This is a genomic window from Bradyrhizobium sp. LB11.1 (genome assembly GCF_040549385.1).
Lineage (GTDB): Bacteria > Pseudomonadota > Alphaproteobacteria > Rhizobiales > Xanthobacteraceae > Bradyrhizobium.
The window spans coordinates 175,251-191,392 of record NZ_JBEPTH010000001.1 but is presented as its reverse complement, the minus strand read 5'-3'; the positions used below and the strand labels follow the sequence as shown (position 1 = coordinate 191,392).

Below are 16,142 nucleotides of genomic sequence, written 5' to 3'. Positions count from 1 at the left end.
GTGTCGAGGGCGAGTATGAGGCGTCAGGAGCTAGCGTGGGACACCACCGAAAGACGGGGCTGCATCCATGATGACGCTATCGCGACTGGCGGCTGAATCCCTGGAGAAGCTGCTGGGTACGTTCATGCGTCGCCGGTACGACGAGACGTCTGCAAGTATCGTCGAGAGCGCGACCCGCACCGCAATGGAATGCATCGGCAATAGCGATGCGCTCTATCACAATATCGAGCATACGATGCTCGTGACGCTGGCCGGCCACTCCATCCTCAGTGGCCGAAGTCTTCATACGCATCTGTCGGCCGGGGATTACGTCCATGTCCTGATCGCCTGTCTCGCCCACGACATTGGCTATGTGCGCGGCCTGTTCGAGGAGGATGACGTCGACGGCTTCGTGATCGATGCGGCCGACACCAAGATCTCGTTGCCGCGCGGTGCATCGGATGCCAGCCTGATGATGTATCACGTCGACCGCTCGAAGCTGTACGTGACGCGGCGGCTGCAACACATTCCCGGGCTCGATCCGGAACGGATCTCCCGCGCTATCGAGGGGACACGGTTTCCGGCGCGGGAAGGCCAGGACTACGACGAGGACGCCTCGATCCTGCGCGCCGCCGACTTCATCGGACAACTCGGCGACCCCAACTATCTGCGCAAGGCCAATGCGCTCTATTACGAGTTCGAGGAGGTCGGCATGAACCGCCAACTCGGCTACGACTCGCCCGCCGACATCGTGAATCGCTATCCGCAATTCTATTGGAACAGCGTCGCCCCGCACATCCAGACCGAGATCGGCTATCTCAACAAGACCGAGATCGGCCGGCAGTGGATCGCCAATCTCTACAGCAACGTCTTCCGCGCGGAACGCGAGATCTCGCTGTCCGGACCGCAGAGATAGCGATGAGAGTGCGGTTCTGCCGGTCTGCGCCACTGCACCGTTGGGGCCCGCCTTGAGCGGACCCGCCCGGAAGGATTAAGCTGCGCCGGTCCGCCTTCGGGAAAGGTCGCATGCAACAAAAATCCGTCACGACCGATGTCCTCGACATCGCCGATCTCGACTACGGCGCGCCGGATGGCTGGCCCTGCATCATGGGCCACGGCTTTCCCTATGACGTCAACGCCTATGCCGAGGCCGCGCCGCTGATCGCGCAAGCCGGCGCGCGGGTGCTGGTGCCCTGGCTGCGCGGCTACGGTCCGACGCGGTTTCGCTTCCCGGCGACGCTGCGCTCCGGCGAGCAGGCCGCGCTCGGCGCCGATCTGCTGGCCTTCATGGATGCGCTTGGCATCCAGCGCGCCGTCCTCGGCGGTTATGATTGGGGCGGGCGCGCGGCTTGCGTCGTCTCGGTGCTGCATCCCGAGCGCGTGGCCGGGCTCGTCTCCGGCAATTCCTACAACATCCAGAACATCGCGCGTTCCATGGAGCCGGCCTCGCCGCCGGAGGAGGCCGCGCTGTGGTATCAATATCTGTTCCACAACGAGCGCGGCCGCCGCGCGCTGGAGCGCAATCGCCGCGGCTTCGCCCGCCAGCTCTGGTCGATGTGGTCGCCGAAATGGCAATTCGACGACGCGACCTTCGAGAAGAGCGCAGCGTCGTTCGACAATCCTGACTTCGTCGATGTCGTGATCCATTCCTATCGCTACCGCTATGCGCTGGTCGAAGGCGATCCCGCCTATGCCGCCATCGACGCGAAGCTTGCAGCTCAGCCACCGGTTCGCGTGCCGACGATCACGATCGACGGCGACAGCGATGGCGTCAATCCCGGCACCGCGCATCACGCGCGCAAGTTCGAGGACTTTTTCGAGCGGCGCGTGTTCACGGGCACCGGTCATAATCTGCCGCAGGAGCGGCCGGCCGAATGGGCGCAGGCCGTGATCGACGTGCGGAAAGCAGGCAAATCCTCATCCTGAGGAGCCCGCTGAAAGCGGGCGTCTCGAAGGATCGAGGCCCCGCTGTTGCAGCTGGCCTGCATGGTTCGAGACGCGCCCTCGGCGCTCCTCACCATGAGGGTTTTTGGGTCCCTCGAATTGGCCAACCTTCCAATCTTTCCTGATCTCGGGAACCTTTTTCGATTGCAGCCGTCCAAGCTGTGGGGCCGTTTCTGGATGCGGCTCGCTGCAGGGGAGGTTTTCGATGACGTCACAAGCGCGCAGGCTGGAACGTGTCCCGGTCGCACAGGCCCGGAGCGAGCGGCCTGACAAAACGGAGGTCGAGCAGGCGATCCGGACCATGATCCGCTGGGCCGGTGACGATCCCGCGCGCGACGGTCTGCGCGACACGCCGGATCGCGTCGCGCGCGCTTTTGAGGAGTATTTCTCTGGCTACGCGCAGGATCCGACGGAAATCCTTCAAAAGACCTTTGAGGAGACCGAAGGCTATGACGAGATGATCGTCCTCCGCGGCGTTCGATTCGAAAGCCATTGCGAGCATCACATGGCACCGATCGTCGGCCGCGCCTGGGTCGCCTATATCCCGCAAGGGCGTGTCGTCGGTATCTCCAAGCTCGCGCGTCTCGTGGACATCTACGCCAAGCGTCTTCAGATTCAGGAGAAGATGACCGCGCAGATCGCCAACACGATCAACGACGTGCTCAAGCCCGAAGGTGTCGGCGTCATCATCAAGGCGACGCATCACTGCATGACCACGCGCGGCGCGCACAAGTCGGGGACCGACCTCGTCACCAGTCGCATGCTCGGCGTGTTCCGCGACAATGCGCTGACACGCCAGGAATTGCTCGGGCTGGCCAACTCGGGCGATTGATCCGCGCTAGCTGAAGGAGACGACGCCATGACCGAGGACAAGAAGCCAAGCGGGCCCGACCTGACCAAAGGCGTGGCGCTCGCCGATTTCAAGGACGGCAAGCTGCTGGGCCATGTCGGCGAGGAGGACGTCCTGCTCGTCCAGGCCGGCGGCGAGATCTTTGCGATCGAGCCCTCTTGCAGCCATTACCACGGACCGCTTGCCGAAGGTCTCGTGGTCGGCGATACCATCCGCTGTCCCTGGCATCACGCTTGCTTCTCCCTGCGCTCAGGCGAGGCGACCCGTCCGCCGGCGCTGAATGGGCTGGCGGTGTGGGACGTCACGCGCGATCGGGACAAGATCATCGTTCAGCGCAAGCGTGAGGTGTCGAAGCCCTCGACCGCTCATCGCAGCGCGCCGACGCCGGACAAATTCGTCATTGTCGGCGGCGGTGCGGCCGGCTTCGCGGCGGCCGAGACACTCCGCCGGGAAGGATTTGCCGGCGCCATCACCATGCTCAGCAGTGACGGCGCGATGCCGGTCGATCGACCCAATCTCTCCAAGGATTATCTCGCCGGCAACGCGCCGGAAGACTGGCTGCCGCTGCGGGGCGAGGACTATTATCAGGACGCCGGCATCGATCTTCGGCTCAACACCAACGTCTCGGCGATAGATCCGAAGATGCGTCGTGTCGCGCTGGGCAATGGCGACAACGTCCGGTTCGACCGGCTGCTGCTCGCGACCGGCGCCGAGCCGGTGAAGCTCCAGATTCCCGGCGCCGACCAGCCGCATGTCCACACCTTGCGCTCGGTCGCCGACAGCCGCGCCATCATCAAGGCCGCAGCAAGCGCGAAGCGCGTGCTGGTGATCGGCGCAAGTTTTATTGGTCTCGAGGTCGCGGCGTCGCTTCGCGCGCGCAAGATCGAGGTGCATGTGGTGGCGCCGGAGGAGCGGCCGATGCAGCGCGTGCTCGGACCTGACATGGGCGACTTCGTTCGCGCGCTGCACGAGGAGAACGGCGTCAACTTCCACCTGCAGGACACCGTGGAGAAGCTCGACGGCACCCGTGCGACCCTGAAAAGCGGCAGCGTCATCGAGGCCGATCTCGTCGTGGTCGGCATCGGCGTCAAGCCGCGCCTGGCGCTCGCCGAGCAGGCAGGGCTTGCCGCCGATCGCGGCGTCAGCGTGAACGAATATCTGGAGACCAGCGTCGCCGGCATCTTCGCTGCCGGCGACATCGCGCGCTGGCCCGATCCGCATTCGCGACAAACCATCCGCGTCGAGCACTGGGTCGTTGCCGAGCGCCAGGGTCAGACCGCCGCGCGCAACATGATGGGCCAGCGCGAGCGCTTCGACGCCGTGCCGTTCTTCTGGAGCCAGCATTACGACGTGCCGATCAACTATGTCGGCCACGCCGAGAGCTTTGACGACATCGCCATTGACGGCAGCATCAGGGACAAGGATTGCCTGCTGAAGTATCGCAAGGACGGCCGTGTGCTGGCGGTCGCCTCAATCTATCGCGATCTCGACAGTCTCAAGGCCGAGCTCGAGATGGAGCGCTCGCGCGCCTGATCTGCCTCGACGCTGATGGCCCGGCCTGATCTGCCGGCTGTCGTCTAGGCAGTGCTGTCCGCCAGCAACTCGACGCAAGACCGTCCTGGAGAACTCCGCTGATCTGACGCGCTGGTAAAAGGCAGCACGCCGCGCGGTCGCGTCGCGCAAATGATCATCACTGGGGAGAAACCATGAAAGCCGCTTTGGCCCTGGCCGCAGTGCTGGCTGCTGCCTGTCTGTCCGCGCCCGTCTCCGCCCAAAAATCCTACGGTCCCGGCGTCACCGACACCGAGATCAAGATCGGCAACACCATGCCTTACAGCGGCCCCGCGTCGCCGCTCGGCATCACCGGCCGTGTGCTCACGGCCTATTTCGACGAGATCAACGAGAAAGGCGGCGTCAACGGCCGCAAGCTCAATCTCCTGTCGCTGGACGACGCGTTCTCGCCGCCGAAAACCATGGAAGCAGCGCGGCGGCTGGTCGAGGGCGACGGCGTCGCCTTCATCTTCGCGACCATGGGCACCGCGCCGAGCTCGGCGATCGCAAAATATCTCAACAGCAATAAGGTGCCTCAGCTGTTCCTGATCAGCTCGGCCTCGAAATGGAACGATCCCGCCAACATGCCTTGGTCGATGGCGCTGCCGTGGGCGCCGAACTACACCAGCGAGGCTGCAATCGACGTCGCCTATGCCCGTGCCAAGAACCCGAATGCGCGTTTCGCCGTGCTCTACCAGAACGATGATGCCGGCAAGGAATATTTTCGCGGTGTCAAGGAAGCGCTCGGCGCCGACGCCGACAAGGCGATCGCGATGGCCTCGAGCTTCGAGGTCAGCGATCCCACCGTCGATTCCCAGGTGTTGACGCTTGCCAACACCAAAGCCGACGTCTTCATGATCTATTCCGTGACGCCGCGGGCCTGCGCGCAGGCGGTCCGCAAAGCCCATGAGGTCGGCTGGCAGCCGACGCGCTTCCTCGCTTCCGGTTGCGCCAACAAGGCGACCGTGATGGCGCCCGCCGGTCTCGATGCCGGCAAGGGCGTGCTGTCGCTCGGCTCGCTCAAGCCGTTCACGGCGGAGCCGAAGGACGATCCGGCGATGTCGGCCTATATCGACTTCATGAAACGGCGCCTGCCGAACGCCGACATCAACAACGTTGCCGCGCTCTACGGCTACACGGTCGCGGAGGCGCTGGTGGTGGTGCTGAAGCAGTGCAAGGACAATCTGACGCGCGAGAACATCATGGCGCAAGCCTCGAACCTGAAGAGCGTGCGGCTGTCGCTGCTGCTGCCCGGCATCACGCTCAACACCACGCCGCAGGATTTCCGCCCCATCAAGGACGGCTATATGCTGCAGTTCGACGGCAACGACTGGGTGGTGGCGAGCGAGCTGTTGCGCGGGACGTGAGGGGGGCCGCAGAGACGGCGTACCCTCTCCCCTTGCGGGAGAGGGTGGATGCGCGAAGCGCAGCCGGGTGAGGGGTATCTCTCCGAGAGTCGTCTCTACATTTGAGATCGCGGAGAGATACCCCTCATCCGGCGCTTTGCGCCACCTTCTCCCGCAAGGGAGAAGGGAAGAAGGAGACCACCATGGACTTTCACCACTCCGCCCGTTCGCTGGAGCTGCAGGAGCGCGTCCGTCAGTTCATGCGGGCGCATGTCGAGCCGGTCGAGGACCTCTATTACGAGCAGGTCAAGCCGGAAGCCGCGCGCTACAAGACGCCGCCTGTGCTGCAGGATTTGAAGCGGCTGGCGCGGGAGCAGGGGCTCTGGAATCTATTCCTCTCGGGCGAACATGGCCCAGATCTTATTCATCCAAGCCTGACCAACCTCGAATATGCGCCCGTCAAGGAAATCATGGGCCGCATCCTCTGGGCGCCCGAAGTGTTCAACTGCTCGGCGCCCGATGTCGGCAACATGGAGGTGTTGGCCAATTACGGCACGACGGCGCAGCAGGAGCGCTGGCTGAAGCCGCTGCTGGAAGGCCGCATCCGCTCCGGCTTCTCGATGACGGAGCCGCAGGTGGCCTCCAGCGATGCCACCAACATCCAGTGTGCGATCAAGCGCGACGGCGACGACTACGTCATCAACGGACGCAAATGGTTCACGTCAGGCGCGATGAACGAGGATTGCGAGATCCTGATCGTGATGGGCAAGACCGCGCCCGACGACCCCGACCGTCATCGTCAGCAATCCATGATCCTGGTCCCGCGAAACACGCCCGGCGTCCGCATCGTCCGCGACATGCTGACCTACGGCTATGACGACGCGCCGGTCGGCCATCCCGAGATCGTCTACGAAAACGTCCGCGTGCCCGCCGAGAACATGTTGCTCGGCGAGGGCCGCGGCTTCGAGATCGCGCAGGGGCGGCTCGGTCCCGGCCGCATCCACCATTGCATGCGGTTGATCGGCTGCGCCCAGCGCGCGCTGGAATTGATGTGCCAGCGCGCGGTGTCACGCACGGCCTTCGGCAAGCCGCTCGCCGAGCAGGGCTCGGTGCGCGAGGACATCGCGCACTCCTTCTGCGAGATCGCGCAGGCACGGCTGCTCACGCTGCAAGCCGCCGACAAGATGGACCGCGAAGGCAACAAGGCAGCGCGCGACCTGATCGCCGCGGCCAAGATCGTGGTGCCCAGCATGGCCGCCCGCGTCATCGATCGCGCCATCCAGATCCATGGTGCGGCCGGCGTCTCGCAGGATACGTTCCTCGCGCGCGCCTATGTCTACGCCCGCTTCATCCGCATCGGCGACGGCCCGGACCAGGTGCACCTTGCCGCCGTCGGCAAGGAGCTGATCAAGCGCGGCGGAGTGATGGCGGGGTAGGTGGAGGCTAGACCTCCTGTTGGCGAACAACGATGTGCAACGTGTCGCGCTATCTCGCGCGGTTGCGGTGGTCGCGGACGTCGCGCAATGCGCTGGTGACGCTGAGCACGTAAGATTCCGGGAGTCGGAATCCGTGGCTCCAGGAGTCATGTTGCTGACGCAATCCCCGTCTTAGACGGTGACAACGAAAGCAGTGTGCGGGACCGCTCTGGTTCCCACAACGGTTCCATAGCCAAGGGGTTGGCTCGAATCCGCAAAGGATTGGCGCAAGTTCGAAAACGCTTTCGCGTTCGCTTGGCCATGTTCCGCGGCGTCGGGAACCGGACGAAAATCAAAGGAGTTGTAATGGTGTTCCGCTCGAGCGCCGCAGTTTGCGGCGCCCTGGTTACGCTTGCCGTTTCTGTTAGCGTTGCGCGTAGTGAAACAACTGGGGTTCATTCAAGCGCCGTCGTCGTTGCCGCCTCCGGGGATGCGGTCGTTGGCGCGGCATCGACGTATAATCCGTTCAAGCCCGGCAAGGAGGAGGGCGGCCCGAGCACGGCCTCCGGCGAGCGTTATGACCCCAAGGTCTGGACGGCTGCCATCAAGACCAGCTTGCGTCAGAAATTTGGCGGGGTCGAATTCGGGGCCAGACCAAAATATGCTCTCGTCGAGGCCGTCGGCAAAAAGGTCATCGTCAAGATCAATGACGTGGGGCCGCTCAGGCCCGGCCGCATCATCGACCTCAATGAGCGGACGATGCGCCATTTCGATCCGGGCATGGAGCTTGGCGTCATTCCTGACGTCACAGTCACGCCGCTGTCCGGCGACGACTGGACTCCCGGGCCGGTTGGATAGCGGAAACGCTTCGGCGAGTTCTGCCGCAAGGTTGGACCGCCTGCTCGAACGGGTGGATATCTATTTTCGCGACGGGATCGGATGCGCTGGTTCCGACCCGTTGCGACATCTTGTCGACCCAACCCCGTCATCATCCGTTCAAAATTCATTGCTAGCTTCCAATCTGACGATTGGTTCGCCGGATGTACGCGGACTGCGTCGCAAGCCTCGGCCCTCGCGCCGGGGCTTTTCGTTTCCGAAGCACGCGTCAGCTTGGATATTCGCGCTATCGTGTGCGGCGCTACAGGCTCCTGATGAGCCGCCCAACCAACTCATCGATCTTGCCCAGCGCCATTGGCGGATCGAGGAATTCGATATCGTCCACGTTCCAGTATTCGACACGATTGGCGGCGTCGGCAAAGCGACGCTCGATCATGGGGCGATGCTCGGCGTCCTTCAGCGCGACCACAATCTCGGCTTCTGCAAAGTCGTCGACAGTGCAGAGCACGGGATTGCGCGTAGCGCCTCCTGCAAAAATGCCTTTCGCCTGCAAGGCGTCCAGCGCGTAGGGCGACATGGGTCCTACGTTTTCAGGGAAGAGCTTTTCGGCGACGGCGCGCGAGAAGGCGCGCCAACTCAGCCCTTCGCGCCCGGCTTGATGGTTGAAAATCTCCTCGGCATAGCGGCTTCGATAATAATTGCCGGTGCAGAGAAACAGCACGCGATTGGTCTTGTTCATCAAGCAGCGCTTCCACCAACGATCTGCCACATGCCCGGGGCAGCCATGTGGTCCCGCAATCCGGAGAAACTAACACCGTTTCGCGCCGAGTGACACGCCGATAGACACTTGGCTCTTTGAGCCCCTCTCAACAGCGCAGCCGTGTAACGACCTGTGGCAGCGACGCCAGGAGCAGAACGACGCAGACGCAAAGCAGCACAATATCCTTGAACAGGAACTCCCCCGCCAGATTCCAGGCCATCGGGTCGGTTGAGATGCTCCATGTCACGACGCCGGGCGTGGTGAAAAAGAACGACCAGGTGACGGCGAAAGTGAGCACTCCCATGGACGATCCCAGCGCTGACAGGATCGGGCTGAATGCACCCGCAATCAGCAGGGCTGCGATCACGAATTCGGTGACACCGAGGACGTAGGCTTCGCCCCTCAATCCGAAGATCGACAACCATGATACAAACGGACTGTTGCTGATGAATTGCGCGATGCCCTGGGCCGATTGCGGCGTGAATTTCTGCATGCCGAACGACACGAAAATCACGACCATGACCCAGCGCAGGATGGCAAGTGGTCGATAGGATCCCGCCCCGTCTTCTGCAACATGGAAGGTTGTTCTTGCTAGCTCTCTCATTTCACCGGCCCTTGAAGATACACTGCCGGAGGTACGGCCGAGTCCCCTGGACTCGTTACGTGCGCTTGGGGCGTTTCAGTTCACGATTGTGTGCATACGGCCGGAGTCGGATTCTCGAGAATACATCGGCGACGGCGGGAATAATTGATGCCGAAACGTAATATTGGCACGGGCGCCCACGAACATTCTCCTGGGCTGGAATTGAACTTTGGAGGACGAAGATGCTCGGAGAGGTGATCGTCATTGGAGATCTCAAGCTGCGGGACGGCGCTTCGGGCGACGCCTACGATCGCCTGGGCGAGCGCATGTATGGAATCGTCAGCGCCCTTCCGGGATTTCTGTCCGTTAAATCATTCAAGGCGGATGACGGAGAGGAGATCACCGTCTTTCGATTCGCTTCAGAGGAAGCGCTCGAGGGCTGGCGGACCCATCCCGACCATGTCGAGGCCATGAAGCGAGGTCATGCTGAATTCTACGCCAGCGGATTTTTGCAGATCTGCCAGGTCATCCGCGAAGTTGGCCCGTTCGAACATGGGTGATGCAGCCCGGGCTGAACCAGATGGCGTCCGTGGAACGTGGGTCTCCGGGGGCCCATAGGGATCGGTTCGGGAGCGCCGCCATGATGACATCATGCCAGTGTTTTGCCCGACGCGTCAAATATATTTCGTAAAATCCGTAGGCGCGCCGCGCGACCGGTCGAACCCTTGATAAGGCGCGCCCCGGTTACTGTGCATGGGGTTGTTTTCGCGTTTTCTGTTTGAACGGGCCCGCCGCAGGCCTTGCAGGCGGCGGTCGCCGCGCGATCATCCAGCTTTGGCGATGCGGCTCTCCGCCGCGCCCGATCGCAGGTTCTGGAAGAACTTTTCCACTTCGCGCGACAGCGTGTCGGACGTCGCGGTCAGGCTGCTCGCCGCCGTCAGTACGGAAGCGGCCGCCGTGTCGGTCTCGCCGATGGCGTCGCGCAGCGAGGTGATGTTGGCAACCAGGGTCTCGTTGCCCTGGGCTGCCGATTGCGCGTTGGAGGAGATCTCGCGCGTGGCGGCGTCCTGCTGGCCGACGGCACCGGCAATCGCGGAGGTGACTTCGTTGATCTCGCGCACCGCGCCGCCGATCTCGCGCACGGCATCGACCGCGCTGCGGGTGGAGGACTGGATCATCGCGACGTTCGCGCTGATGTCGGCGGTCGCCTTCGCGGTCTGTCCCGCCAGCGCCTTCACTTCGTGCGCGACGACGGCAAAGCCGCGGCCGGCGTCACCGGCGCGGGCGGCTTCGATGGTGGCGTTGAGCGCGAGCAAATTGGTCTGCTCGGCGATCGCCTGAATGAGGGTCAGGACGCCGTCGATGCGCTGCGTGGCGGCGGCGAGGCTCTCGATCTCGGCGATCGATTTTTCGGTGCGCTGGCCGGTCTGCTCGACCGCGCTTGCGGATTGCCGTACCTGGCGGCCGATCTCTTCGACCGACGCCGACAGCTCCTCGGCCGCGCCCGCCACTGCGGTGACGTTGTGCGAGGCCTGCTCGGTGGCGTTCGCGGCTGTGCCGGCGCGGCTGTTGGCATCCGCGGTGACGCGGGTGATGGTCTGCGCGGTCTCGCGCATGACCGAGGCGTTGTCGCCGAGGCCGCGCATGATCGCGCCGATTGCTTCGCGAAACGCTTCGACGGACTGCTCGATGTGGTGGGCGCGCTCTTCGCGTGCGGCAGAATCCTGCGAGACTTGCGAAGCGAGGTTGCGGTTGCGCCCCATCGCGTCCTGGAACACTTCGATGGCGCGGGCGAGCGCACCGATCTCGTCGGCACGGCCGCTGTGCGGCACCACGACATTCTCGGCACCGTCGGCGACCTGCTTGATGGTCGCGGTGATCGCGGCAAGCGGCCGGGCGATCGAGCGCGCGATGATGATGATGCCGATCACGACCAGCGCCATCGCGACGCCGCCGAGGCAGGTCAGCACCAGCGACAGGATGCGATTGGTCTCGGTCTCGTGGGCGATCTGCCTGGCGCGCTCGGCATAGACTTTGGAGAGCGCCTCGAGATCCTTGTTCAGCGCCGAGCGCACCGCGCGGTTGGCGTCGTTGTCGCCCCATTCGCGGCCGGCGGCTGCATTGATCTCGACGCCGCGGCGCACCAGCTCCTTGCGGAAGTCGACGAATTGCTCGATGCGCTTTTTGAAGGTGGCGAACTGCTCGGAATCGTCGGCCTTGACGATGGTCTCCCAGCCTTTCACCACGCCCAGGATCCGCTCGTTGAACTTGAGCAGGCCCGCGCCGTATTTTTTCACCACGGCCGGTTCGGTCGACATGTAGACGCCGCGCGATTCCATCACGACCGCATAGACCAGCGAGTTGACGCGCTCGACGTTCAGCGCGGCAGCATTCGCGGTCTCGATCGCGCTGGTCAGCTCGGCGCTGCGGCGGCTGTTGTAGTCGGAGAGCATCGCGATCGCCGCGGTGAGCACGGCGAATAGCGCGAAGATCGCATAGAGCTTGGTGGCAAGCGTGAAACGGCCTGCCAGGCCGGCGGCATTCCCAGATCGTTCTGATGTCATGTGCGGGGGCCCGAATGGCCAGGATTGGCCGGACAGCGCGGTCTTCTCAAATTGATGCAAAACTATGCAGAATGAAGATGGACGCAGTGTTAACGCGGCTGTTGACCCCCTTCGCCCTTTGTCGAAAGAAAGGTAAGATATTTCAGCGTCTTGATCCGAAGGTATAGTCTTGGGATCGCCTTGGAGTCGGTCACTGGCCGACGAACCCTGGAGGGGCCTTTGGTCTACCGCCACGCCATCGACGCCACGACCTACACCTTCCCCGACCTGCGCGACCTCCTCGCCAAGGCGACGCCGCCGCGCTCCGGCGACCGGCTGGCCGGCATCGCCGCGGGGAGCGCCGAGCAGATGATCGCCGCGCGGATGGCGCTCGCGGACGTTCCCCTTGGTCAATTCCTCAACGAGGCCGTCATCCCTTATGAGACCGACGAGGTCACCCGCCTGATCATCGACAGCCATGACACCAAGGCGTTTGCGCCGGTGGCCTCGCTGACGGTAGGCAGTTTCCGCGACTGGCTGCTGTCCGACGCTGCCACGCCGGAGAGCTTGCGCAAGCTCGCGCCCGGCATCACGCCGGAGATGGCCGCCGCGGTATCGAAGCTGATGCGTAACCAGGACCTGATCCTGGCGGCGCGAAAATGCGAGGTCGTCACCGCCTTCCGCAACACTATCGGCCTGAAGGGTCGGATGAGTACGCGGCTGCAGCCCAACCATCCTTTCGACGATGCCAGGGGCATCACCGCCTCGATCCTCGACGGCCTGCTGCTAGGGGCGGGCGATGCCTGCATCGGCATCAATCCGGCAAGCGACGATCCGGCCGGAATTGCGCAATTGCTGCGGCTGCTGGATGAGATCATCGCGCGGCTGAAGATCCCGACCCAGGGCTGCATCCTGACCCATGTCACGACGACGCTGTCGCTGATCGGGAAGGGCGTGCCGGTCGACCTCGTCTTCCAGTCGGTCGCCGGCACCGAGGCCGCCAACCGCAGTTTTGGCATCGACCTCGCTTTGCTGAAGGAGGCGCAGGCGGCCGGGCTGTCGCAGAAGCGCGGCACGGTCGGCGAGAACCTGATGTATTTCGAGACCGGGCAGGGCTCGGCGCTGTCGGCCAACGCACATCATGGCGTCGACCAGCAGACCTGCGAGGCGCGTGCCTATGCGGTCGCCGGTGCCTTTGCGCCATTGCTGGTCAACAGCGTGGTCGGCTTCATCGGTCCGGAATATCTCTACGACGGCAAGGAGATCATCCGGGCGGGGCTGGAGGACCATTTCTGCGGCAAGCTGCTTGGCCTGCCGCTTGGGATTGATATCTGTTACACCAACCATGCCGAGGCGGACCAGGACGACATGGACAATCTCCTGACGCTGCTCGCTGCCGCCGGCGTTACCTTCATCATGGGGGTGCCTGGCGCCGACGACGTCATGCTGAACTACCAGTCCACCTCCTTCCACGACGCGCTCTATGTCCGCGACGTCTTCGGCGCAGCCCGCGCGCCGGAGTTCGACGACTGGCTGGTCCGGACCGGGATTGCTGATGCCGATTTCCGGCTTGCCGGCGACGCAGCCCTGTTGCCCGATTTCGCCTCGCGGCTGATCGCGTGACGTGAAAAACTCGCGAAAAAACCCCATCGGCCGGCGTGAACCAGGGAAACCATTGGCGCGTCTCACGAATTAGTTCGGTGCCACAATATTGAGGAATTCCGGCCGCAGCGTTACGCTATGTTTCTGGAGACCTCGTCAGTACCGTTCTTAGAACGTGGTTGGGGGAAGTTCGATGCGCGCTGAAAGTAACGGAACGAGCCGGCACATTCTCTGCGTCTTCCCGGCCTACACGTCGTCCTTCGGTACCTTCGAGCACGCCTATCCGCTGACCGACGGCGTCCGCGCCTTCATGCCGCCGCAGGGCCTGCTGCTGCTCGCGGCCTATCTGCCGAAGGAGTGGCAGGTCAAATTCGTCGACGAAAATCTTCGCCGCGCGACGAAGGAAGAGTTCGAATGGGCGGAGGCCGTCTTCGTCAGCGGCATGCACATCCAGCGCCAGCAGATGAACGACATTTGCCGCCGCGCCCATGAGTTCGACCTGCCGGTTGCGCTCGGAGGTCCGTCGGTCAGCGCCTGTCCGGATTATTATCCGTCGTTCGACTATCTCCATGTCGGCGAGCTCGGGGACGCGACCAATCAGCTCTTCGAGATTCTTTCGCGCGATATCTCTCGCCCTGAAAGCCAGGTGGTTCTGACCACCAAAGACCGCGTGCCGATGACGGAGTTTCCGATCCCGGCTTATGAGCTGGCCGATGTGAAACGGTATTTCCTCGGCAGCATCCAGTATTCCAGCGGCTGTCCCTATCAGTGCGAGTTCTGCGACATCCCCGGCCTCTACGGCCGTAACCCGCGCATCAAGTCGCCGGAACAGATCATCGCCGAACTCGACCGCCTGCGCGAATGCGGCATGACCGACACGGTCTATTTCGTCGACGACAATTTCATCGGCAACCGCAAGGCGGCGATGGATCTGCTGCCGCATCTGATCGAATGGCAGAAGAAGACCGGCTATGTGGTGCGGCTCGCCTGCGAGGCCACGCTCAACATCGCAAAGCGCCCCGAAATCCTCGAGAAGATGCGCGAGGCCTATTTCATCACCATCTTCTGCGGCATTGAAACGCCGGACCCCGACGCGCTGAAGGCCATGCACAAGGATCACAATATGATGGTCCCGATCCTCGAGGGCGTGCGCACCATCAACTCCTACGGCATGGAGGTGGTGTCCGGCATCATCATGGGGCTCGACACCGACAAGCCGAACACCTCGGACGCATTGCTGTCTTTCGTGGAGGAATCGCAGATCCCGTTGCTTACGATCAATCTGCTTCAGGCGCTGCCGAAGACGCCGCTATGGGACCGTCTCGAACGCGAGGGGCGCCTGGTCGATGATGAGGGGCGCGATTCCAACGTCAACTTCCTGCTGCCTTATGACGAGGTCGTCGCATCCTGGAAGCACGCGATGGGCGTGGCTTACGAGCCCGAGAAGGTCTATGCGCGCTTCCAGTATCAATGCGACCAGGTTTATCCCCATCGCCTCAAAATGCCAGTGCCGGACGAAATGAAGACCTGGCCGAATATCAGGCGCGGCCTGGTCATGCTGCGCAACATCTTCTGGAAGGTCGGCGTGCTCGGTGACTACAGGCGCGTGTTTTGGAAATTCGCGCTGGGGCGAATCCGGCGCGGTGACATGGAGGGCCTGATCAGCTGCACCATGATCGCGCATCATCTCATCACCTTTGCGCGCGCGGCATCGAGTGGCAGGCAGAACGCGTCGAATTATTCGATCCGGCTGCGCGAAGCTTCCGTTCCCGCCGAATGAGCGACAAGCCCGTTCCGGCTCGCCCGACCGTCGACCTGAGATCGTTCACGCCTGCGCGCGTCGCGCTCGGGCGCAGCGGGGTGAGCCTGCCGACAAAGCCGCTGCTCGATTTCACGCTTGCCCATGCGCGCGCCCGCGACGCCGTGCATGCCGCATTCGATGTGCCAGGTCTGATCTCCGGGATCACTGCGCTCGGCCTTGCCGCCACGGAGGTCAGCAGCCGGGCCGCCGATCGCGGGGATTATCTGCGCCGGCCGGATTTGGGACGGCAGCTCGATGCCGGCTCCACCGCGGCGCTGGCGGATGGCGCCAGCGCACCGTGCCAGCTTGCGATCGTCATCGGCGATGGATTGTCGGCCGCCGCGGTTCATGCCCATGCGGTCGCGCTGCTGCAGAGCCTGCTCCCGCTACTCGGCGAGAGCGAAGCTGTCGCGATCGGCCATGTCGTCGTCGCGTCAGGCGCGCGGGTTGCGCTCGGTGACGAGATCGGGGCTATTCTCGGCGCCCGAATCCTTTTGATGCTGATCGGCGAGCGGCCGGGTCTGTCCGCGCCCGACAGCCTCGGTGCCTATCTGACCTTCGGGCCGAAGCCAGGTCTGACCGATGCCGAGCGCAACTGCGTGTCGAACATCCGCAAGGCTGGGTTGAGCTATGACGAGGCGGCCCTCAAGATCGCTTGGCTGGTCCGCGAGGGACTGGCGCGGCAGGTCACAGGGGTGGCGCTCAAGGACGAGAGCGCCGACCGTGCGCCGCGTCGAATCGGCACGGCTTTGCCGGAATGACGGGCATTCCGGCAAATTGATCGAACTGGCCACACGTCGCATGCTTGCGAGATGGGCTATTGACCTGCTAAACCGCTGCCGGCGATTTTCCGCGCATTTTCAAAGGGCAAGCCTCCCATTGGTATGGCGTTTTCAAGCCGTTCGCGGGGCGCAATAAGCTCACTGACCGA

At 63.4% G+C, this 16,142-nt stretch carries 14 protein-coding genes; 11 read left to right on the top strand and 3 right to left on the bottom strand.

All coding sequences use genetic code 11. The annotated features are described in order from the left end of the window. Positions 1–67 precede the first annotated feature (67 nt). The 7 genes from ABIA96_RS00850 (at position 68) to ABIA96_RS00820 (ending at position 7,943) form a co-directional block, all read left to right on the top strand. Positions 68–895 carry a metal-dependent phosphohydrolase gene (locus ABIA96_RS00850; RefSeq protein ID WP_354135121.1) on the top strand — a complete coding sequence of 276 codons (828 nt, stop codon included), beginning with the start codon at positions 68–70 and terminating at the stop codon, positions 893–895. Between the two features lie 110 nt (positions 896–1,005). Beyond that, positions 1,006–1,905 carry an alpha/beta fold hydrolase gene (locus ABIA96_RS00845; protein WP_354135120.1) on the top strand — a complete coding sequence of 300 codons (900 nt, stop codon included), beginning with the start codon at positions 1,006–1,008 and terminating at the stop codon, positions 1,903–1,905. Between the two features lie 223 nt (positions 1,906–2,128). After that, complete coding sequence (folE, locus tag ABIA96_RS00840) at positions 2,129–2,755, top strand: GTP cyclohydrolase I FolE (RefSeq protein ID WP_354135119.1); 627 nt, start codon at positions 2,129–2,131, stop codon at positions 2,753–2,755. Between the two features lie 27 nt (positions 2,756–2,782). Further along, on the top strand, positions 2,783–4,306 hold the full coding sequence (locus tag ABIA96_RS00835; RefSeq protein WP_354135118.1) for an FAD-dependent oxidoreductase: 1,524 nt from the start codon (positions 2,783–2,785) through the stop codon (positions 4,304–4,306). A gap of 173 nt (positions 4,307–4,479) precedes the next feature. Next, positions 4,480–5,691: an ABC transporter substrate-binding protein gene (locus ABIA96_RS00830; RefSeq protein ID WP_354135117.1), complete on the top strand. Its 1,212-nt coding sequence runs from the start codon at positions 4,480–4,482 to the stop codon at positions 5,689–5,691. 182 nt (positions 5,692–5,873) lie between these two features. Continuing rightward, positions 5,874–7,106 carry an acyl-CoA dehydrogenase family protein gene (locus ABIA96_RS00825; protein WP_354135116.1) on the top strand — a complete coding sequence of 411 codons (1,233 nt, stop codon included), beginning with the start codon at positions 5,874–5,876 and terminating at the stop codon, positions 7,104–7,106. 345 nt (positions 7,107–7,451) lie between these two features. Beyond that, positions 7,452–7,943, top strand: coding sequence for a septal ring lytic transglycosylase RlpA family protein (locus ABIA96_RS00820; RefSeq protein WP_354135115.1), 492 nt, complete (start codon positions 7,452–7,454; stop codon positions 7,941–7,943). Between the two features lie 280 nt (positions 7,944–8,223). On the opposite strand, the gene ABIA96_RS00815 is transcribed toward ABIA96_RS00820, so the two are convergent. Both ABIA96_RS00815 and ABIA96_RS00810 read right to left on the bottom strand, forming a co-directional pair. Continuing rightward, the gene (locus ABIA96_RS00815; protein ID WP_354135694.1) at positions 8,224–8,661 is read right to left on the bottom strand and encodes an arsenate-mycothiol transferase ArsC; all 438 of its coding nucleotides are present in this window, start codon (positions 8,659–8,661) and stop codon (positions 8,224–8,226) included. Positions 8,662–8,788: 127 nt separating this feature from the next. After that, positions 8,789–9,286, bottom strand: coding sequence for a DUF417 family protein (locus tag ABIA96_RS00810; protein WP_354135114.1), 498 nt, complete (start codon positions 9,284–9,286; stop codon positions 8,789–8,791). A 221-nt stretch (positions 9,287–9,507) separates the two neighbouring features. On the opposite strand from ABIA96_RS00810, the gene ABIA96_RS00805 reads away from it, so the two are divergent. Then, entirely contained in the window at positions 9,508–9,825 is a 318-nt protein-coding gene (locus ABIA96_RS00805; RefSeq protein WP_354135113.1) for an antibiotic biosynthesis monooxygenase family protein, read from the top strand. Positions 9,826–10,089: 264 nt separating this feature from the next. Here ABIA96_RS00805 and ABIA96_RS00800 read toward each other — a convergent pair whose 3' ends face one another. Further along, entirely contained in the window at positions 10,090–11,829 is a 1,740-nt protein-coding gene (locus tag ABIA96_RS00800) for a methyl-accepting chemotaxis protein (protein WP_354135112.1), read from the bottom strand. Between the two features lie 219 nt (positions 11,830–12,048). On the opposite strand from ABIA96_RS00800, the gene ABIA96_RS00795 reads away from it, so the two are divergent. The 3 genes from ABIA96_RS00795 (at position 12,049) to eutC (ending at position 15,972) form a co-directional block, all read left to right on the top strand. Next, positions 12,049–13,431 carry an ethanolamine ammonia-lyase subunit EutB gene (locus ABIA96_RS00795; protein ID WP_354135111.1) on the top strand — a complete coding sequence of 461 codons (1,383 nt, stop codon included), beginning with the start codon at positions 12,049–12,051 and terminating at the stop codon, positions 13,429–13,431. Positions 13,432–13,603: 172 nt separating this feature from the next. Next, a complete protein-coding gene (locus ABIA96_RS00790) occupies positions 13,604–15,190 on the top strand; it encodes a B12-binding domain-containing radical SAM protein (RefSeq protein ID WP_354135110.1) in 1,587 nt (528 codons plus the stop codon). Continuing rightward, positions 15,187–15,972, top strand: a complete 786-nt coding sequence (gene eutC, locus ABIA96_RS00785; protein WP_354135109.1) for an ethanolamine ammonia-lyase subunit EutC — start codon at positions 15,187–15,189, stop codon at positions 15,970–15,972. Before ABIA96_RS00790 ends, eutC begins: the two co-directional genes overlap by 4 nt. The last annotated feature ends 170 nt before the right edge of the window (positions 15,973–16,142 follow it).